General features: G+C 56.1%; 18 protein-coding genes and 1 tRNA gene. 6 read left to right on the forward strand and 13 right to left on the reverse strand.

Features of this window, described 5'->3' with window-relative positions; translation table 11 throughout:
* Positions 1–88: 88 nt before the first annotated feature.
* On the reverse strand, positions 89–1,135 hold the full coding sequence (locus C0U40_RS00200; RefSeq protein WP_145991869.1) for an oxidoreductase family protein: 1,047 nt from the start codon (positions 1,133–1,135) through the stop codon (positions 89–91).
* An 85-nt stretch (positions 1,136–1,220) separates the two neighbouring features.
* The gene (gene uraH, locus C0U40_RS00205) at positions 1,221–1,577 is read right to left on the reverse strand and encodes a hydroxyisourate hydrolase (protein ID WP_101654746.1); all 357 of its coding nucleotides are present in this window, start codon (positions 1,575–1,577) and stop codon (positions 1,221–1,223) included.
* Between the two features lie 175 nt (positions 1,578–1,752).
* Between uraH and puuE the strand changes: the two genes are divergently transcribed.
* Entirely contained in the window at positions 1,753–3,171 is a 1,419-nt protein-coding gene (gene puuE / locus C0U40_RS00210) for an allantoinase PuuE (RefSeq protein ID WP_101653756.1), read from the forward strand.
* Between the two features lie 43 nt (positions 3,172–3,214).
* Here the strand turns inward: puuE and C0U40_RS00215 are convergent, their stop codons facing one another.
* The 4 genes from C0U40_RS00215 to C0U40_RS00230 all read right to left on the reverse strand — a co-directional run bounded on the left by C0U40_RS00215 (position 3,215) and on the right by C0U40_RS00230 (position 6,839).
* Entirely contained in the window at positions 3,215–3,826 is a 612-nt protein-coding gene (locus C0U40_RS00215; protein WP_101653757.1) for a hypothetical protein, read from the reverse strand.
* A gap of 245 nt (positions 3,827–4,071) precedes the next feature.
* Positions 4,072–4,632, reverse strand: a complete 561-nt coding sequence (locus C0U40_RS00220; RefSeq protein WP_101653758.1) for a TadE/TadG family type IV pilus assembly protein — start codon at positions 4,630–4,632, stop codon at positions 4,072–4,074.
* Complete coding sequence (locus C0U40_RS00225) at positions 4,632–5,153, reverse strand: TadE/TadG family type IV pilus assembly protein (protein WP_101653759.1); 522 nt, start codon at positions 5,151–5,153, stop codon at positions 4,632–4,634. The genes C0U40_RS00220 and C0U40_RS00225 overlap by 1 nt, the downstream gene beginning before the upstream one ends.
* 24 nt (positions 5,154–5,177) lie before the next feature.
* Positions 5,178–6,839, reverse strand: a complete 1,662-nt coding sequence (locus tag C0U40_RS00230) for a VWA domain-containing protein (RefSeq protein WP_101653760.1) — start codon at positions 6,837–6,839, stop codon at positions 5,178–5,180.
* A 453-nt stretch (positions 6,840–7,292) separates the two neighbouring features.
* Between C0U40_RS00230 and C0U40_RS00235 the strand changes: the two genes are divergently transcribed.
* Positions 7,293–7,369, forward strand: a tRNA-Arg gene (locus C0U40_RS00235).
* 45 nt (positions 7,370–7,414) lie between these two features.
* On the opposite strand, the gene C0U40_RS00240 is transcribed toward C0U40_RS00235, so the two are convergent.
* From C0U40_RS00240 to C0U40_RS00265, 6 genes are all read right to left on the reverse strand, one after another.
* Positions 7,415–7,780, reverse strand: coding sequence for a RidA family protein (locus C0U40_RS00240; protein ID WP_101653761.1), 366 nt, complete (start codon positions 7,778–7,780; stop codon positions 7,415–7,417).
* Between the two features lie 13 nt (positions 7,781–7,793).
* A complete protein-coding gene (locus C0U40_RS00245; RefSeq protein WP_101653762.1) occupies positions 7,794–8,519 on the reverse strand; it encodes a DUF3726 domain-containing protein in 726 nt (241 codons plus the stop codon).
* Positions 8,516–10,192: a hypothetical protein gene (locus tag C0U40_RS00250; RefSeq protein ID WP_101653763.1), complete on the reverse strand. Its 1,677-nt coding sequence runs from the start codon at positions 10,190–10,192 to the stop codon at positions 8,516–8,518. Before C0U40_RS00250 ends, C0U40_RS00245 begins: the two co-directional genes overlap by 4 nt.
* 66 nt (positions 10,193–10,258) lie before the next feature.
* Positions 10,259–11,824 carry a BCCT family transporter gene (locus C0U40_RS00255; RefSeq protein ID WP_101653764.1) on the reverse strand — a complete coding sequence of 522 codons (1,566 nt, stop codon included), beginning with the start codon at positions 11,822–11,824 and terminating at the stop codon, positions 10,259–10,261.
* Between the two features lie 54 nt (positions 11,825–11,878).
* On the reverse strand, positions 11,879–12,865 hold the full coding sequence (locus tag C0U40_RS00260; protein ID WP_101653765.1) for a membrane dipeptidase: 987 nt from the start codon (positions 12,863–12,865) through the stop codon (positions 11,879–11,881).
* Positions 12,862–14,313, reverse strand: coding sequence for an aldehyde dehydrogenase family protein (locus tag C0U40_RS00265; RefSeq protein WP_101653766.1), 1,452 nt, complete (start codon positions 14,311–14,313; stop codon positions 12,862–12,864). Before C0U40_RS00265 ends, C0U40_RS00260 begins: the two co-directional genes overlap by 4 nt.
* Positions 14,314–14,403: 90 nt before the next feature.
* Between C0U40_RS00265 and C0U40_RS00270 the strand changes: the two genes are divergently transcribed.
* From C0U40_RS00270 to C0U40_RS00285, 4 genes are all read left to right on the forward strand, one after another.
* The gene (locus C0U40_RS00270) at positions 14,404–15,273 is read left to right on the forward strand and encodes a LysR family transcriptional regulator (RefSeq protein WP_101653767.1); all 870 of its coding nucleotides are present in this window, start codon (positions 14,404–14,406) and stop codon (positions 15,271–15,273) included.
* A gap of 237 nt (positions 15,274–15,510) precedes the next feature.
* Entirely contained in the window at positions 15,511–16,317 is an 807-nt protein-coding gene (locus C0U40_RS00275) for an alpha/beta fold hydrolase (RefSeq protein WP_101653768.1), read from the forward strand.
* Positions 16,314–17,666, forward strand: coding sequence for a sensor histidine kinase (locus C0U40_RS00280; RefSeq protein ID WP_101653769.1), 1,353 nt, complete (start codon positions 16,314–16,316; stop codon positions 17,664–17,666). The genes C0U40_RS00275 and C0U40_RS00280 overlap by 4 nt, the downstream gene beginning before the upstream one ends.
* 100 nt (positions 17,667–17,766) lie before the next feature.
* The gene (locus tag C0U40_RS00285) at positions 17,767–18,024 is read left to right on the forward strand and encodes a GlsB/YeaQ/YmgE family stress response membrane protein (RefSeq protein WP_101653770.1); all 258 of its coding nucleotides are present in this window, start codon (positions 17,767–17,769) and stop codon (positions 18,022–18,024) included.
* On the opposite strand, the gene C0U40_RS00290 is transcribed toward C0U40_RS00285, so the two are convergent.
* Complete coding sequence (locus C0U40_RS00290; protein ID WP_219619758.1) at positions 18,025–18,783, reverse strand: DUF4198 domain-containing protein; 759 nt, start codon at positions 18,781–18,783, stop codon at positions 18,025–18,027.
* Positions 18,784–18,787: the final 4 nt, after the last annotated feature.

Genomic DNA, 18,787 nt, shown 5'->3' on the forward strand with positions numbered 1-18,787 from the left:
AAGATTTAAGACCCTGCAAATATGAAGCGTCATACAAGACGCGTCAATAATGAAGCTTCATATTTGAAGCTTCATTATTGCAGGGTTATCAGCCATGCGTTTTTAACAGTTCTGGCGTCACATCATAATCAACGCAAAACGCGAGCAATCTTTCCAGATCCGCGCGACGCCATGCTCTTTTCTGTTCACTCGAATTATCAAACAGCACCGTTGCAATGACCGTCAGAAACATTTTCCCCAACACTGAAATGACGTAACTCTTTTGACACTCCTGCAGGCTATAACTGCGCACGCCCTGCCCCAACAGTTCCTGATGATAGTGCCGGATCAAATCTCTCTCGCCCGCCCGCCGCTGCGCTGGCGTCAAAGAACTGATCAGGAAGTATCCCAGATCGCTCCCGCCGTTTCCGTGTCCTGTGAACTGCCAGTCCAGCACCACCGCACCTTGCGGGGTGAACAGCACGTTATCCAACTGCAAATCCCGATGGATACAGGTCTGCGGCCCTGCCCCTTGAAGTCGCGCAAAAAGCTCCGGCTGCACAGCAAGATGATCCCCGAGCCTGCAGAACCAGTCCGGCAGGGCCTTTTGCGGCAAAATCCGCGCCAATTGCGCGGGATAAGCCGCCCAGCACTGCGCAAAATCAAACTCCGGCAGCCAGCTGTTTTCAGTTGCGGTTGCCCCCCAATATCCGGCGTGAATTCGCGCCATTGCGGTGATCACCGTCTTTGCGTCTTCCAGCGAACACCCCTCAACAAAATCCGCCGTTCGCGCCTTTGGAAAATCCTCCAGAAGGGCAATGCTCTGCCCTGATGTTTTTTCAAAGTCCGCGTAATAACATCGCGGTAAGGGAAGATCCCGCCCTGTCACGCAGGAGGTGTAAAACCCGACTTCCCGCCGGTTTGCTTCTGCCAGCGCCTTGCGAAAGGCCGGACGTCTGGCAGAGAGTTTAGCGATGATTGTTGCGGGGCTGTCCAAGGCGGAACTGACCAGTTCCAAGCGGATCAGACTGCCGCCGGTGAAGCTTTCATTGTGCCCGATCCTTTGGGCGGTGCAGTCGCTAACGGTCCAGCCTAGCGCGGCGGACAACCAGTCCGGCGTGATCTCTTCCGCGTTTCGGGGGATAGGCAGGGGCATCGGATAACCGTCGGGCAACAGAACATTTCCGCGCAGGCTTACGCAGATTTTCCTGCCTTGACCAGCATTCCCTTGCCCCGCGCCCCTAGCTGCCGCGATATGTGGAATAGCCGAACGGGCTTAACAACAGCGGCACGTGATAGTGGGCCTCTGCGTCATCCATGCCGAAGCGGATCGGAATTTCGTCCAGAAACAGGATGTCACCCGCTGCCACACCGCAATCCCGTAGGTAGTCACCCGCGTAAAACACCAGTTCATAAGTGCCGGTTTGAAAGCTTTCGGCAGGCAGGATTGGCGCATCCGTGCGGCCATCGTCATTGGTTGCCATCTCGACGACCAGCTCGCGTGCCTCCCCTGACAACCGGTAAAGAGCGATTTTGATACCCTCGGCGGGAACGCCGCGTGCAGTGTCCAACACATGTGTCGATAGCCATCCAGCCATGCCGGTTCCTTCCATTAAAAAACCTGAGATCCTTATCCCTATTCAACCACCTCGCCGGTCGTGGCGCAAAGGCATTTCTGCCAGCAAACTGAACAGCAGTTTCAATCTTTTTTTGATAAAACAAGACAGCGCTTTCGTATAGCTTGGGAAATGAACATCAATAAGAAGTCTGATCATGAACCGATATCCACGCAATATGCAGGGCTATGGCCCTAATCCGCCCGCCGCGAACTGGCCGAACAACGCAAAGATCGCCGTGCAATTCGTGATGAACTACGAAGAAGGCGGCGAGAACTGCCTGCTTCACGGGGATGCTGCGTCCGAGGCTTTCCTGTCCGAAGTGGTCGGAGCGCAACCCTGGCCGGGGCAGCGGCACTGGAACATGGAAAGCATGTACGAATACGGCGCGCGGGCCGGTTTCTGGCGTCTTCACCGCCTGTTCACCGAGGCGGACATACCGGTCACGGTCTACGGTGTGGCCACAGCACTCGCCCGCTCCCCCCATCAGGTGGCTGCGATGCAATCTGCCGATTGGGAAATCGCCTCCCACGGGCTGAAATGGATCGAATACAAGGATTTCGACAAGGAAACCGAACGGGCCGATCTGGAAGAAGCCATCCGCCTGCACACCGAAGTCACCGGAGAACGCCCGCGCGGCTGGTACACAGGGCGCTGTTCCGCCAATACGGTTGATATCGTCTCCGAAGAGGGCGGCTTTGACTATTGTTCCGATACCTATGATGACGATCTGCCCTACTGGCGCGAACATCAGGGCCGTGACCAGTTGATCATTCCTTATACACTGGATGCCAACGACATGCGGTTTGCATCAGCGCAAGGGTTCAATTCGGGCGACCAGTTCTTTACCTACCTGAAGGATAATTTTGACGCACTTTATGCCGAAGGCGAAGCAGGCGCACCCAAGATGATGACCATCGGTCTGCACTGCCGCCTGATTGGACGCCCCGGTCGTATCCAGTCCCTCAAACGCTTTGTGGATTATGTCAAAGCGCAGCAGGATGTCTGGTTCGCACGCCGTATCGACATCGCGCGTCACTGGCAGGAACATCATCCCCCTGCGCATCAGAAGAATGTGCCAACCGAAATGGACAAGGACACATTCGTGTCCCACTACGGCGGCATCTTTGAACATTCCCCGTGGATTGCCGAAGGCGCGCATAATCTGGAACTTGGCCCTGCCCATAATACCGCCATCGGATTGCATTCAGCCCTGTGTCGCGTTTTCCGCAGCGCCAGTGCGGAACAGCGGCTTGGCGTGTTACAGGCCCACCCCGATCTGGCAGGCAAGCTGGCCGCTGCCAAAAAGCTGACAGCCGAGAGCACGTCAGAGCAGGCATCGGCCGGGTTGAACGCGCTGACAGATGCGGAACGGGAAACCTTCCAGTCGCTCAACAGCGAATACACCGGCAAGTTCGGCTTCCCCTTCATCATCGCTGTGAAGGGCCTTTCAAAAGACGAAATTCTTGCAGCCTTCAAAACCCGCATCCACAACGACCGCGACACGGAACTGGCAACCGCTTGCAAACAGGTCGAACGGATCGCCCTGCTGCGGTTGACCGATATCCTACCCTAACACGACCAGAGCACCGGCGGCATCACCGCCGCCGGAATACCGCTCAGCCTTGGGTTTTCAAATAGGCAGCCAGCTGCTTTTTCGCCTTCGCCCAATCCACCAGCGCCGCCTTCTTGCTTCCCTCTTTGATGTGAGTATCCGTCGGACTTGGGATGGAATGGGTAATTTTCGTCTCGCCAAGCTGCATGGAATAGATCGTACTGGTCTTGTGGTTACCATCACCGCTTTTGGTCGTGATGATATCTCCGTATTTTGCCTTCAGTGCCTTGAGCTCTTTCAGTGCTTTGGTCACAGCGGCACTGTTCGCCTTGGTCGGCGGTTCCAGTTTGGCAGAGGTCGGCGCCGCAATCAGACAGCGGGGTTTCGAAGACAGGGCTGTTCCGTCCACTATAAATTTAATTGTATGCTTCCCGACAACGCCATTCGCCGGTTCGCTCTTCAATCCGTTCTTGATAGAGGACGTTCCAGACTTCCATTCTGCCGATTGCAAAGCATTAGCAATCGCCTTCGCCTTGGTTGACGCCACCAGTGCCGATTTGATCTCGTCCAGCAGATTGACGCCGTAGTTCACGCCAAACCCTTTCGGGAGGTTATTACTGACCTCAGGACCGTAGAGCGGCAGTTTCTTCTCTTTCAGGTTAATCGTTATTTCCATATTAAATATCTCCGAAATGAATTGAATGGCCTCAACATTCCACGAAACCCTGTGAAAGCAATAAAAATAAGGGGAAAAGAGGTGATGCAGATCACGCTTTTTGAAATGGATAAAATTGCCAGCCGGCACACAGGCATAAGGATCAGGGGCAAAACTGCCTTCAAGTCTCTGGATTAGAAACAAGAAATGGCGCCGATTTGCACCGGCGCTATTCGTTTAGCTCAAATCCGTTTATCCGGTTGCGATCAGCCCGAAGGGTGGTCGGAATTTGCCAGTTTCGACGTGAACCGCGGATTCATCACCAGTTTCTTCACCAGCAGGCGCGCTTCGATTCCGATATATTCCTGAAACGGAACAAACGGGATGTGGCTTTCAATCAGGATGGTACTTTCGCCCACTTGCAGGGTCGGGAAAATTTCTTCTGGAATATCCCTGTTCCGTGTGAGCGCCGGATAAGTACCGGTCCCGACGCTCCAGTCGATGTTCAGCCCGTCCTCGGTCTGCTCTATATTGGAGATCCGCATATAGGTGTCGGTGTTCTCCACCCCCATGATAGAAGCGAAGAGCGTGTTCATATCGGTGATATAGTTGTCATCAACTTCCGTCTGGCGGGATAGAATATCAGCCACGGTGTAAGTCGCCTTCACCGAACGGGTCCATGTGCTATAGGCATCAAAGAAGGTGAATGTACCTGCAAACCAGAAGGCGATCAGCGGCACGACGAACATGAATTCGACCAGCGTTGCACCGGATTCGTCCCGTTTCAGGGCGTTCAGGCGGTTTGTTATCCATTTCATCATACGCATCAGTCAGGCTCGTTCACAAAGGCAGTGTCCGCAACAAGGGGAACACCGGTTGCAGAGGTGCCCGGAAACAGGGCGATACCGTTTGGCATCAAGGGATCGATAATAATGCACGCACGGATATAAACGATCTCGTTGCGGGCCCCAGGAGACCAAGTGGTCACTGGCGCAATGTCGTCTTCCTTGTCGTAGCATTTGTAATTTTTGGCGTACCCGACGGACGGATCGAATTCATCCATTTCAAGGAAAAGCGTGTCGGCACAATCGTTAAATACCAGTGCCTTGTCGCAGATTTCTTCTTTGATGTAATCGTGTGTATACAACGGGCTGGCGTAAAGCCGCAGCTCCCGTACTGTTATGTCCAGTGCCCGTTCCAGCATCATTTGCTTTGTCATGATCAGGCCGGTTTCAAAAACCCAGAAAAATCCGGTCAGAAACGTGACAGCAACTATGACGAATTCAACGGTGGAGGATCCACGCTCGTCGTCGCGGAACCTCCTGAGTTTGTTAGTGAACGTAAACATGACCTGCTCGCTTTTCGCTTTTTATTATTGTGTCAGTTTCAGTTTCTGGATGGATGCCGCGATAGACGCGAACACGGTGGTAATGTCAGTCCCTGCAGCCGGATAGAAATGGCTCTCGGTGCTGGCGCAATCCTTCAGCTTCCGGGACGTGGTTTCGTTTGTTTCGTAACCGATCGTGTAGACAACAATCCCCGAGTTTTCAGCAGCGGTACAGGCAGAGGACATGACTGTGTCGGCTTCGCTCATATTACGGCTCGACACATTCACCAGATCGTTGAAAGAGTTTTCATTGGTGATGTCGTCGTAATATTCGGCGGGCATTTTGCCCCAAGCTTCATCCCATGGCAGCTGACGGTAGGAAACAGTGCCAAGCGCGGTTTTGATAAGATTGAACACCGTGGATGAGATCCAGGAATTATCCGAAATATCAAACAGGCTGCCAGAGGACGGCTTGCGCAGATAGAAGTTTGTCACTTCAACCGGATCGCCATAATAGCAGGTGATCCCGTATTGACCGCAGTATCTTTCATAGGCGGCGCCAGTGTAGGTCCGCCCATAGTACGTCAGGTGTGTGAAGGCACCCGGCTCTTCTTCTACAACTTCCCAGAGATCGGACAGTCCGGTGCGATATTCATCCTTGAAGCGGAACTCGTAGGTATTGGCACCATCCCCCATCAGAATGATCACCTTCAGGGTTTCATGATCGGTGTAATCCGCCGGAATTCCGGCCAGACCCGGATTAATTTCACCGTCAGCAATCAGGCCATCGGCAATCGTGCGGAAGGAGGGATCAAGAAGGGCAAGTCCCCATTTCATTCCCAAATGCGCGGCCGTCCAGCCACTGGTGCCGAGACTGTCAATCTTTGTATGCAGGTCGGATTCATTACTTTCATATGGCAGGATTTCGTATTTCGATTCCCCCATGCAGGTTTCATAGCTGCTGTTGAAATCCTGGAAATCGCCATACAAAGCGGTAAACACACCCTGTTTCAGGCTGGAAGCCGGATCAATCGCCACTTCGCCGAAGCTGGCATCGGAAAAATCCAGACAGTTTGACAAAGTATGCGTCACCGCAACGTTCAGGCGGCTGAAGATCGAATCCGGCGGCGTAACATTGTGGTTGAACGGAACAACCGAGATCGAGACAGTATCAGGGTCCACACCGGTCAGCATCGTTGTAACAAATTCTTTCGCAGCCGTTTTCAGGTTGCTCAGCTTGCTGCCAGCCATCGAACCCGAAACGTCGAGAACCAGTGAGATTTCAAGGTTCGGAATGCGTTCGGACGCGGCACTTTTGGCGGTGATCGGCATCTCGTCAATGCCCGCCATTGAAAGGAACCATGTATCAAGGTTTGCCGTAGCCGTGGCAGATACCGTCCGTGCGTTGGTCGCAACGATCGATTCCACATTCACCGTAAAGGCATCGATGGTGACGACTTTGGACATGTAGTCCTGCACGACCGTGTCGGGATCCTGCGTCTGTTTCAGCGAAGCCGCTGCAAGAACCGCACGGTCCAGATTATACTGGATGGACGAACGCAGGTTTTCGTGACGGGCGAGATCAACCGCTGTGCCGCCTACGAGAAACATTGCCGAAAAGACAACAAGAACGAAGACGATGACGGAACCCGTTTCATCGCTTTTATAACCGTAACCAACCAATTTCTTTTTCAATGACGCCAACATGTGACACCCCTTTCTCTGATACTCGCTCAGAACGGGCCAAGAGAATCACCCCGAGCCCTGAAAACTAATTAAGCGTGATCAATATGCCTGAGATGCAGGGCGAAATTACGGCGGATAAACGCCGTTTCAGAAACAATGGATACAGGAACGCAAACAATTCTTCCCTTAAAACAGAGACTGTTTTTCCCGTTAAACGGGTTGCAATGCTCGGATTCTATTACCTAAATACGAACTCGGAAAATTTTTAAATATCTCCACCCGAACAAGAATGTAGCAAACTTGTCAGTATTTTTGGAAACATTAGACAGGGTCCGCGCCACATTCTGGTCGTATTTCAAAACGCTACGGGATCCCAGATGTCAGGGTGATTCCGGCCATAACGACAACAGAATTTTCCCGAATAATCGCGTGAGACTTGCCTCCGCCGCGCAATTATGGCTTCAAGCCAACAGCGGCCCCGTGGCTCAACTGGATAGAGCAGCCCCCTCCTAAGGGGCAGGTTGCAGGTTCGAATCCTGCCGGGGTCACCATAATCCGGAGATGCAGTTTCCTGCATCTCCGGTTAACTTTTCAGATCAGGCGGCCAGAACCCCTGGCAGGGCAACTACTGCGATCATTTCGACGCGCATGCCCGGACGGGCGAGGGATGTACCGCCTGTGGCCCGTGCGGGTGGTGCCTTTGCGCAGACCCATTCATCCCAGACAGCGTTCATGCCCTGAAAATCTTCCATATCAGCCAGCCAGACCTGTACGGAGGCAATATCGGCTTTTTGCGCGCCCAGATCGGCAACAACCCTGTCCAGATTAGCCAGCACCTGACGGGTTTGGGTGGTGATGTCGGCAGTCAGGTCGTCGGGTACCTGCCCTGCCAGAAACGCGATGTTTCCGATGGTGACGGCCTGGCTCATACGAGCACCGGGGTTGAGGCGGGAGAGTGTCATGACAGGTCCTTTATTAATCATTGTCACTGAGGGTTGATCCGGCACCAGCGCGGGAGGCTTCTGTGGCAGGCACAGTGGTGCGCATGGCGAAACTGTTTAGGGCTGCAACGGTCGCAGCGGTGGTTTGGGCGTTGGGGCTTGTGGTTGCGCAAGGCTGATGGCAGGGGGCGTTTTCGACACCAAGTGTCAGCGAAAGCTGTGAAACGCTTAAGGCCTCCGCCGCCAAGTTGAGCCATTCTTTCGTCCCGTCAATCCTCAGCTTCCCCCCATTCCAGCGCAGCGCGAATGACAACTCATTCCTGCGCCCGAGTTCGCAAAGGAACGGCACAAGCAGTATGGGAGAATTGACCGTTCCAAGCGAGATTTCAGAGTTTGGCACCGGTCCTTCCGGTAGTTCAGCATAGTCGCACAGTGTCGCGCCAAGGATGATCGGACAGGCCGCCTGCCCTTTCGTGTTCTGCCACGCGCCCGGGGTCACAGCGGGGCAGAGATCTTCCCAGTCCAATCCGTCGGCCTGTTCCAAATGGCTGCACAACCGGGTTGGGCCGTCGATGCCCTGGGACACCAGCCAAGCAGCGGCAAACCCCGCTTCTTCGGCCATGCCCCAGCTCATGCCCACACCGCGCGCCGCCTTGATGCAAAGCGCTGCCGCTTCGTTGCAGGACAAAGGCGCGTGTTCGTTTCCGGCAAACTGCGGGGCGGTTTCACCTCTGGTCTGGTCGTGGGGATCGGCGCTCATGCGCTGGCCTCCTGCTTGATTTCGTCAGGGAAAGGGGCGCCGGCAAACAGGTTGATCCGCACCCATCTGTCAGAGCGGGGATCAAACTGGCTCGCTCCGAAAAACGCCAGCTTGCAGCGCAACAGGTCAATCGGCAGCATGTCAGCCGCGATCAGGTTGTCCCGCACTTCGGCGTAGGGATGGGACTGCGCGATTTGGGCCCGCCGGACAGCGTAGCGGTGCTCGGGATGGGACAGCAGAAGCGCTGCCACGGGGGCTGAGCCATCAAATGTGCGGACGGTTTCGTAAAGCTCTGCGATCAGACGCGCGATGCACAGGGGTTGTTCCAGCGAAGCACCGTCTTCGGTGGCCCGCTCTCCCAATCGGGGTTCCAGCTTCTCCTCGGAGACATACCAGAAGCGGGCATTGTTTTCGGGGGTGCTAAAGTCTATCTCAAGCGCCCAGTCATAAGCTGTTTCCAGAACGTGGCGCAGTGCCTCTACAGGCATCGCGCCATTGATCCTGAAGCTGGCCGCTTCGTCCGCGCCCATGTGATCGGCCAGATCATCCACCAGCCCGCCATGGGGCTCCAGCATCAGCGACAACAGCGCCTCTTGTCCTTCAAGCCCAAGATTTTCCTCTCCCCAAAGCCAGAGCGCATTCCAAGGAAGGTCCCCATCCCAGTTCCAGCCGACCAGTGCCTCTGCCAGTTGATCAAGGTCCCGGCGCAACCCGTGCAACTTGTCCCGCTGCACCGGATGCTCGGAGTGCCAGATCGCGGCATTCGCGACCGCCTCGGACAGGGCCGTTTCCAGCCCTTCAACAGCCTGCGGATCAGCAATCCGTTGTGCCCGCACCCGCGCCAGTGCTTCTTCGCGGGACATGATCCAGTTGTTCAGCAGAACAGGGTGGCGCACGATAAACGGGGCCATGCCCAGTCCGGTGGAATTGCCGACACCAAGACTGCGGCGGGTGGCGCGGTCCAGTTTGACCGCATTCACCCCGCCCCTTGCAGCGGCGATATGTTCGACGATATCAACCGTGAAGGCGCGGATCAGCCAAACGGTCAGCATTTCCACCTGAAAGGGAGCCGCAAGTTCGGGACGGTCGGCAATGTAGATCCGATCCGACGCGCCAAATTTTCCAGAGCCGTAAACCGCTGTGGTGCGCATCAGGTAACCTACCGCGCGGATTTCTTCCGCGTCGGGCTGGCGTCCTTCGGACAGGGCTTCGACCACATGGTTGAACAGGCGCACGGACCGGTTGGCACGGGCCAGCGTCAGTTCTTTGGATGTGACGCGACCGGTCTCCTGATAGGGGACGTTTTGCGCCAGTCTTTCAATGTCCGCGTCTGTCGGCTCGCCGTCAAACAGGGTGAAGGTCGCGTCCCATGCTGTTGCAATCACCCTGTCGGACCGCATCTCGGGCGGCAGATCATGGGCAAAGGCCACGAGGCTGTAACTGCGCTCTGCACTGCGGACACGATAGACTCCGTGGCCGACACCATTTGCATCCACTTTCCAGACCGGGCGGTCGATCTCCCAGTCGGCACACTCCAACCGGCGTAACATCACGCGCAGGAACGACAACCGTGTCGGATGTCCACACCCCATCCGCGCCAGACGCATCACTTCAGCGGCGGGGCGCATGTAAAGCGCAACATCCGGCGCAGAGATCGGAGTAGTGACAGACATCGCGGTTCGCTCCTTCGCAAAACATTCGGTCAAAGTATGGCGCACAAAGCGCCATACTGTTTTAGATCACGCCGCTGTTACGGCCCCTTGTGGTGCGCGCCCCAGCATCCATGTGATCCGCAGCGCGTCCCACAGGGAAGGTAACAGCAGAAGCGACACAGGCACAGCCGTCACAACGATGAAGCTTTGCAGCTTGCCGATTCCCCCCGCGCCGGTAGAGATCAGGATCAGCGCCATCACCCCCATCGCCAGCCCCCAAAAGGCGCGCATGGCGCTAGAGGGTTCGCCGTCGGACATGGTGGTCGAGATCACATAGCTCATGGAATCGCTGGTGGTGGCGACAAAGCACATGGTCAGCACCAGAAACAGAACTGACAGGATCATCCCCAGCGGCATCGCTTGTGTGATCGCCAGCAGACCGGCAGGCAGGTTAAACCCTTCAAACGGGCCGGAGATCACACCGGGTTCCGCGATTTCAAAGAAGATGCCCGAGCCGCCGATAATCGTGAACCAGAAGTTTGTGATCAGCGGTGCCATCACAGACAGGGTCAGGATGATCTGGCGGATCGAACGACCACGGCTGATACGAGCGATAAAGATTGCCATTAGCGGGCCGTAGCCCATGAACCAGCCCCAGAAAAACACGGTCCACCAGCCGAGCCAGCCAGCATCGCCAAACAGCCCCGCATCCCCGCGATAAAGGGTCAGATCGAAGAAATGGGTCAGATAGACCCGCATACCGCCAAAGAAGCCGGCGAAAATTTCCGTAGTCGGACCGGCAACCAGCATGAACACCAGAAGGATCACAGCAAGCACAACATTAATCTGCGACAGCAGTTTGATGCCTTTGGCAAGGCCGGTGATCGCAGACACGGTATAGATCGCGACCAGCGACAGAATGGCAACGGATTGGGTTGCAAAGGTATCCGGAATGCCGGTCAGCTCGTTCAGACCGTAGGACAGTTGTAGCCCCAGAAATCCGATTGGCCCAACAGTACCTGCAACTACAGCAATTACACAGGACGCATCTGCAATCAGGCCAATCGGCCCGTGCAGGGCACGCTCTTTAAACACCGGATAAAGCAGGGTGCGCGGTGCCAGTGGCAGACCTTTGTCATAATGGTAGTGCATCAGCATCACAGTGGTCAGCGACCCGAGGATCGCCCAGGCCAGAAAGCCCCAGTGCAGGAAACTCTGCGCCAGCGCTGCATTTGCCCGCGCCTCGGTGTCACCACTCAGATCGCCAAACAGTGGCGGCGTAGACAGAAAATGTGCAATCGGCTCGCCCGCGGCCCAGAAAACACCGCCCCCCGCAAGCAGGGTACACATGATCATGGAGCCCCAGCTGAAGCTGCTGAACTCCGGCAGCGAGAGCCCACCCATTACTGTCTTCGATCCGGGCAACACGCAGAGCACCAGACCGATCAGAAAAGTCGCCAGCAGAAGGATCTGCCAGTATAGACCAAAATACTTGGCCGAGAAGGCAAATGCACCGTCCACCAGCGCGGACAAACCTTCGATGTCAAAGAAAGCATAGGCGCAGAACAGCGCGATAAAGCCCCCGGTTACGGCAAAAAGTGCCTTGTCTGTGCGGCCGCCCGTCTGGCCTGTTATCCTGTTGGTATCGCTCATCTTAGTCCTCCACAAAGCGATTGCGCATGGCCTGTTGGCCGCGAGATAATTGTCCTATGGGACGGATCGTGCCTCGAAGCTCTGATCAAAAAATGCGAACCAGTTGTCGCCCATGACACCCTCTGTCGTGGCCTCATCCAGACCAGCGGCCCGCAGACCGGCGCGAATTCCCGCCAGATCGCGGTTGTCGTGGAACCAGTCGGGCATAGGCGGGAAACCGGCGTTATCGGCACTTCCCTCGCCGTAATCGATAGCTTTGGTCCAGCGCCCGACGCGCATCCATTCAACGATACTGTCGGGCTGGTCCTGACACAGATCCGTACCGATCCCGACCAGTTCCGGCCCCACAAGATCAACCGCCAGAGCTGCCATATCGCACCACGACTGAAGCGAGCACTGGCTGGCGTCTTTCAGGTGGTGGGGATAGATCGACAGCCCCAGAAACCCGCCGCTTTCGCCCAGCGCGCGCAGCAGATCATCGGATTTGTTACGCAGCGCAGGGTGCCAGCTGGATGGATTGGCATGGCTGATGGTGATGGGACGGGTGGAATGTTCAATCGCGTCAAAAGTAGAACGCTCGCCAGAATGGCTCATGTCTACCACCATTCCGACACGGTTCATCTCGGCCACCACCTGACGGCCCATACGGGTCAGGCCGGTGTCATCATCCTCGTAACAGCCCGAGGCCAGCAGCGACTGGTTGTTATACGTCAGTTGCATAAACCGCAGTCCTAGCGTGTGCAGCACCTCGACCAACCCGATGTCATCTTCGATACAGGACGGGTTTTGCGACCCGAAAAAGATCGCTGTGCGGCCGATTTCCCGGGCGCGGCGCACATCGTCAGCGGTGCGGCCCTGAAAGATCAGGTCGGGAAACTGTTCGAACCACCGGTTCCATTGCTCGATCACCAGAACCGTTTCGCGAAAGGTCTCGTGATAGGTGATGGTGACGTGGACAGCATCCACGCCCCCCGCACGCATCTGGCGAAAGATTTTTTCCGACCAGTTGGCATATTGCAATCCGTCGATCAGATAGGTCATGCCGGTTCTCCCGCTGATACGTAAGCTGTTTTTACCGTGGTGTAGAATTCGGCCGCATAAGTCCCTTGTTCACGCGGACCAAAGCTTGAAGCGCCACGACCGCCGAAGGGTACGTGATAGTCGGTGCCCGCTGTTGGCAGGTTCACCATTACGGTTCCCGCCCGCATGTTGGCGCGGAAATGGCTGGCACGGGCCAGTGAGGTCGTCATGATACCGGCGGTCAGACCGAACTGGCTGTCATTGGCAACCGACAGCGCCTCTTCGTAGCTGTCCACCCTTTGCACGGCGGTGATCGGCCCGAACATCTCTTCGCGGTTGATCCGCATGTCGTTGTGCGTGTTCACAAAGACCGCAGGCGCCTGATAGAAACCTTCGGTCGCCATTTCCAGACGCTCTCCACCACAAAGCAGCTCTGCGCCTTCGCCCTTGCCGGTTTCGATATAGTCGAGGTTCTGGCTCAACTGGCTCTCGCTGACGACTGGGCCGATTTGCGTGCCTTCTTCCAGCGCGTGGCCGACCTTAAGCGCCTTGGCTGCTGCGACCAGTTTCTCAACAAACGCATCGTGCAGGCTGCTGTGTACAATCAAACGGCTGGCCGCGGTGCATTTCTGCCCCGTCCCGCCAAAGGCCGAACCCGCAGCATGGGCCACGGCCAGATCAAGGTCCGCATCATCCATCACGATCAACGGGTTCTTCGATCCCATTTCCATCTGCACCTTGGTCATGTTCTGCACGGCAGCAGCGGCGATGCCTCGGCCTACAGGAACCGAACCGGTAAAGCTGATCGCATCCACCTGCCCGCCTTCGACCAGACGCTGCCCCACATCACGCCCCGGTCCGGCCACAAGGTTGAACAGACCCTTTGGAATGTCCTGACGGGCAATGATTTCGGTCAGGGCGATGGCACTTGCAGGTGTCACATTCGCCGGTTTCCACACAATCGCGTTGCCGAAGGCCAGCGCAGGGGCGATTTTCCACGCAGGTGTCGCCACAGGAAAGTTCCAAGGCGAAATGATCGCCACCACGCCCACAGCTTCGCGGCGCACGTCAATTTCGATCCCTGGACGCACGCTTTCGGCCAGATCACCATGCTGACGCAGACATTCGGCGGCGTAGTAGGTAAAGAACTGTCCGGCGCGGTAAACCTCTCCCTTGCCCTCGGCCAGCGGCTTGCCTTCCTCGCGGGAGAGCATCCGACCGATTTCTTCGGCGCGGGCCATCAACTCGGTTCCGATTGCCATCAGCACATCATGACGCTTCTGGATACCCGCAGCCCACCATGCGGGCTGGGCGCGACGGGCCGCAGCAAGCGCAGTGTCAAGCTGCCCCGCATCCGCCTGTGCGTACATGCCGATGAGATCCGAAGTGTCAGACGGGTTCCGATTTTCAATCTGGCTGGCCCCATCAGTCCACAAGCCGTCAATGTAAAGTTGCGTGCGATTGGTCAAATCAATCTCCTCTTTGCTTGGCTAAGGTGTAGACCAGCCCAAAGAGTTCAGTCACTATGAATGAATTGAAGATATGTTCAGGAAAATTGAATGTCTGTGAAATTGGAAATGCTCCGCACTTTTGCGACCGTGGCCGCCCAGGGCACTTTGTCGGGTGCCGCAACAGTACTGGGGCGCACGCCATCGGCTATTTCCATGACGCTGGCCCAGTTCGAACAGGAGGTCGGCGCGCCCCTGTTTGAAACCGACCGCAAGAGTCGCCTTACACCGCTTGGACAACTGGTGCTGGAAGAATCACATCGCGCTATCGACACTTTTGACAAAAGCGTCGATGCGATCCGCCGCCATGCGCTCTCTACTGCAGGAATTGTAAGGATTGCCGCCGTTCCTTCTGCCACCGTGGCGCTGCTGCCTGATGTGATCGATGCCTTTCGCAAGGCGCGCCCGAACGTGCGTATTGAAATCAGTGATGTAGACAGCGCAGCGGTGCGCGCCCGCCTTCATCGGGACGAGGCCGACATTGGTATTGTCTCTGCAAGGCCCGGCGACCCGCTAGAGGGCGTGCGCATCCTGTCTGACGACCTTGGAATCGTCTGTGCCGCAGGGGGTGCGATCCATCAGGCCCATCTCGACTCCGAAGGGCCTTCGGACTGGGGGCTGCTGCGCCTTGAGCCGCTGATCTTGAACCCCCTGTGTGAATTGGTGGAAGATGAAACCGTCGACGCCCTCGGCGTGGCCAGCGTGCTGGAGGCCCGCAACACCACAGCCATCCTCTCTTTCGTCAGGCGCGGTTTTGGTGCAAGCATCCTGCCGTTTGATGCTGTGCGCAACCAGCCTGACGGCGTGGAGTTCTTTGTACCCTCCGGTTCCCTGAGCCAGCGCGAACTGCGAAAGATCAAACAGGAACCGGACAGTTTACGCGGTCCGGCACTGGAATTCTGGACCCTTCTTAATCGATAACGGCATAAATCAGCACTTCCCCTGTGCATGAAGCAAAGCCTGAAGGTTCAATCTTGAAATCTGCGGCGGTTTATTCCTAATCTGATTGTGAACCGGGTCGCAAAAAGCTTTGGCCTTTTCAGGATCAGGAGCAATCCGGAAACGATCAACAGACGTTAACCTGTACCGTCAGCTATCGCTATCCCGACGGAACTATGTGCAGCCAAAGCCTTGGGGCTTGAGTATGGGGGAATGGAAATGTCCAAAATCGAACGCTGTGCTGTGAAAGTCACCGGTACGGGCGAGACTGCTCTCGTTTTTCTCCACGGCTACGGATGTGACAGCAGCATGTGGCGCAAGGTTGCCCCCGCCTTTGAATCGCGCTTCAAAGTCATCACTTACGATCTGATGGGCTATGGCCAGTCCGCAATCGAACATTACGACCGCGCCCGCTATTCCACGCTCGACGGACATGCCGAGGATCTGATCGATATCCTCGACGAACTGGATCTGAGCGATGTAATTGCTGTGGGCCACTCTGTCAGCGCTATGACCGTTGCTCTGGCCGCGAACCGACGCCCCGACCTGATCGCAAAAACCGTCATGATCTGCCCGTCCCCGAGCTATATGAACGACGAAGCTTACACAGGCGGATTTGAGGAAAGTGACCTGCTTGGCCTGCTCGACATTCTCGAAGTCAATTACCTCGGCTGGGCCGCCGATATGGCCCCTGCAATCATGGGCGCGCCCGACCGTCCCGGTCTCGGGGATAAACTGACCGAAAGCTTCTGCCAGACGGATCCCGACATCGCGAAACACTTTGCAAGAGTGACGTTTCTGAGCGATCATCGTGAAGATGTAAAAAAGATTGCCCAGCCGACCCTCGTTCTTCAGTGCCGCGACGACATTCTCGTGCCTGACACAGTGCGCGCGTGGTTTGACGCGAACCTTCAGCGGGGCGAGCAGGTTCTGCTGGATGCCACGGGACACTGTCCGCACATGAGCTTTCCTGAACAAACCATCGCTGCGATCTCTGCTTTCCTGAAACCGGCTCCCCTGCGATGAACTCGGAAATCCGGTCTTTGTCCGATCTTGATCTCTGGCCCGGAGGCCTTCTGGTGATTGACAGCGGAGGCTTGATCACCAAAACAAATGCAACCCTCCGGGACTGGTTGAAGCAGGATGACAACAATCCTGACACTTCGACCCGTCTGGTCGATATTCTGACACCCGCAAGCCGGATTTTTTTTGAAACACATCTCCGCCCGATCCTTGTCTTTGAAGGAGAATTTTCGGAAGTCTCTCTGGAACTCGTCCGACGCGACGGCAGCCGGTTCGGCGTTTACGTAAACGGCCGTGCGGTCCGGCCCGACGGACAGATGACCGAGGCGTATTTCTGCATTTTCAAAAACGAACAACGCCAGTCGTTTGAACGGGAGTTGGTACAACGGAGACGTGAAAGCGACGAGTTCCGGATACTCGTGGAATCCTCACCCCACGCAATCGTCTCATCAGACAAGTCGTTCAAGATCCACGCATGGAACCCTGCCGCGGAACAGCTTTTCGGCTATTCCAAGGAAGAAGTCTTGGGCCGGAGGTTTGATCACCTTCTTGTGCCGCCAGAAGAACTGGACGAACTCAAGACCAAAGTGCCCGATGTGATTGCCGGCGAGGTTTTGCGCAGCGAATCCGTCCGGCTTCATAGAGACGGCCGTGCACTTCATGTAGAGCGGAGCTTTGCGGCCATCAGGGACGAAAACCAGTCCCACACCGGCTTTGTCACCATGTACAGTGACATTGCCCAACGCAAGGAATCCGAAGATCGCATCAAGACCCTTCTGCACGAGATCAACCACCGCTCAAAGAACCTGCTGACCATCGTAGAGGTGATCGCACGCCAGACCGCAAGGCGCTATCAGGGGGATGCTTTTCTTGCCACCTTCTCCAACCGGCTACGCAGTCTGGCCTCCAATCAGGATATTCTGCTGAACAGCGGCAGCATCCATGTTGATCTTGATGCATTGGCACGGGCCCAGTTAACCCATCTCGTCGACGTGTCCGATGCGCAGGTAAATATCGCAGGGCCGACAGTGCACCTTAATGAATCCGTCTCACAAGCTGTGGGTATGGCAATCTTCGAACTGGTTACAAACGCTGCGAAATATGGCGCCCTTTCACAGGAAAGTGGCAAAGTCGATCTGACATGGGAAATCACCGGAGATGACACCCCTACCCTGAAAATCTGCTGGCTTGAATCCGGCGGCCCCGCTGTTTCGCCGCCGACGCGCACAGGCTTTGGCTCACAGGTAACGGGGCTCTTGCTGGAAAGCACCACTTCCGGAGAAACACATCACGATTTCGCAGCAGAGGGATTGCGATGGAGCTTCAGCGCACCAATGGACCAGATGACCTGACCGGCGGAAAGCCAGATTGCCAGCGGCGCAATCTGCGCCATATCTCTTGTCTCGGGGCACAAACCCCGTCACGGTGGTTTTAACAGTAAAGGAAAGCTCCATGGGTATCACAAGCGTCTTTGTCCTTTTGATCGTCGGCGCGGTTGCAGGTTGGCTGGCCGGTAAAATTGTCAAAGGATCCGGCTTTGGCCTGATCGGGAATATTGTGATCGGTATCCTTGGCGCTTTCATCGCGACTTTGCTCTTGCCCGCCATCGGACTGCCGGTCGGGGGCGGAATGCTCGGCTCTATCATCAGCGCCACAATTGGCGCTGTGATCCTGCTGTTCCTGCTGCAACTTCTTAAACGGGGCGGCTAATCAGCGCCCAAACGTCATAGAGGCCCAGAAACTCTCGTAAAACGGCGTATCTTTGGCTTCGGGTCGCGCGATATGAACCGCGTTGAGCAAGACAAAGCCGCTTTCGGGCACGTCCACCTCGGCAAATCCGGCCTTATCCGTGTGTACCCGTGCGGTGGTCACTTCGGCTTCTTTGATAAACACATTAATCGGATAGTCCGCCACCGGCTCCCCCTGCCAGAGCAGTTGCACCCGAACCCTCTCTGTATCCGGCGCATAGGGCGAGCCTTCAACGACCAATTCGAACGGCAGGCCAAGCGCCTGATCTTCACCCCCGTCATACGGTCCAACCTGCACCAGAGCCTTTGCATTGCGGGTGTATGTTTCGGTAATGTCGATCTCTGGCCAACCGTTTTCGCGGTGCGCCTCAAGCACAAAATCAAGACCCTCGGCCTTTAGGTATTTCTCCAGAAGTTCGGGATCACGATAGGTCAAACGGTTCGCGTTGGAATGATAGGCAAGGATGTTCAAACCCGCCACAGGCTCTGCCACTTGCAAGGCCGGGCTGTCCCCGACAATTCCTTTGTGATCCAAAGTCCCCTGACTGTTCGTAATAGTAAAGGACTGGAATTGCGCAGGAATGTAAGGAAATGTGGACCCTTTTAATTCGGACCCCACCTTGAGAAAGGCCATCATTCGTCCGTCCGGTGCCACGGTAAAATCCAGCGGCTCGATCCAGTATTCATGCGCCAGCAATGGACCCGACAATCCAAATGCCATAGAT

This window comes from Neptunicoccus cionae, assembly GCF_002860325.1.
Classification (GTDB): Bacteria; Pseudomonadota; Alphaproteobacteria; order Rhodobacterales; family Rhodobacteraceae; genus Amylibacter; species Amylibacter lutimaris.

Excerpts from the sequence above, each read along its gene's own strand:
- C0U40_RS00230 (WP_101653760.1), bottom strand. The coding sequence starts at position 6,839 with ATGTTGGCGTCATTGAAAAAGAAATTGGTTGGTTACGGTTATAAAAGC.
- C0U40_RS00270 (WP_101653767.1), top strand. The coding sequence starts at position 14,404 with ATGTCTGTGAAATTGGAAATGCTCCGCACTTTTGCGACCGTGGCCGCC.
- C0U40_RS00260 (WP_101653765.1), bottom strand. The coding sequence starts at position 12,865 with ATGACCTATCTGATCGACGGATTGCAATATGCCAACTGGTCGGAAAAA.
- uraH (WP_101654746.1), bottom strand. The coding sequence starts at position 1,577 with ATGGCTGGATGGCTATCGACACATGTGTTGGACACTGCACGCGGCGTT.
- C0U40_RS00200 (WP_145991869.1), bottom strand. The coding sequence starts at position 1,135 with ATGCCCCTGCCTATCCCCCGAAACGCGGAAGAGATCACGCCGGACTGG.
- C0U40_RS00245 (WP_101653762.1), bottom strand. The coding sequence starts at position 8,519 with ATGAGCGCCGATCCCCACGACCAGACCAGAGGTGAAACCGCCCCGCAG.
- C0U40_RS00255 (WP_101653764.1), bottom strand. The coding sequence starts at position 11,824 with ATGAGCGATACCAACAGGATAACAGGCCAGACGGGCGGCCGCACAGAC.
- C0U40_RS00280 (WP_101653769.1), top strand. The coding sequence starts at position 16,314 with ATGAACTCGGAAATCCGGTCTTTGTCCGATCTTGATCTCTGGCCCGGA.
- C0U40_RS00225 (WP_101653759.1), bottom strand. The coding sequence starts at position 5,153 with ATGTTTACGTTCACTAACAAACTCAGGAGGTTCCGCGACGACGAGCGT.
- C0U40_RS00250 (WP_101653763.1), bottom strand. The coding sequence starts at position 10,192 with ATGTCTGTCACTACTCCGATCTCTGCGCCGGATGTTGCGCTTTACATG.
- C0U40_RS00285 (WP_101653770.1), top strand. The coding sequence starts at position 17,767 with ATGGGTATCACAAGCGTCTTTGTCCTTTTGATCGTCGGCGCGGTTGCA.
- C0U40_RS00215 (WP_101653757.1), bottom strand. The coding sequence starts at position 3,826 with ATGGAAATAACGATTAACCTGAAAGAGAAGAAACTGCCGCTCTACGGT.
- puuE (WP_101653756.1), top strand. The coding sequence starts at position 1,753 with ATGAACCGATATCCACGCAATATGCAGGGCTATGGCCCTAATCCGCCC.
- C0U40_RS00290 (WP_219619758.1), bottom strand. The coding sequence starts at position 18,783 with ATGGCATTTGGATTGTCGGGTCCATTGCTGGCGCATGAATACTGGATC.
- C0U40_RS00220 (WP_101653758.1), bottom strand. The coding sequence starts at position 4,632 with ATGCGTATGATGAAATGGATAACAAACCGCCTGAACGCCCTGAAACGG.
- C0U40_RS00275 (WP_101653768.1), top strand. The coding sequence starts at position 15,511 with ATGTCCAAAATCGAACGCTGTGCTGTGAAAGTCACCGGTACGGGCGAG.
- C0U40_RS00240 (WP_101653761.1), bottom strand. The coding sequence starts at position 7,780 with ATGACACTCTCCCGCCTCAACCCCGGTGCTCGTATGAGCCAGGCCGTC.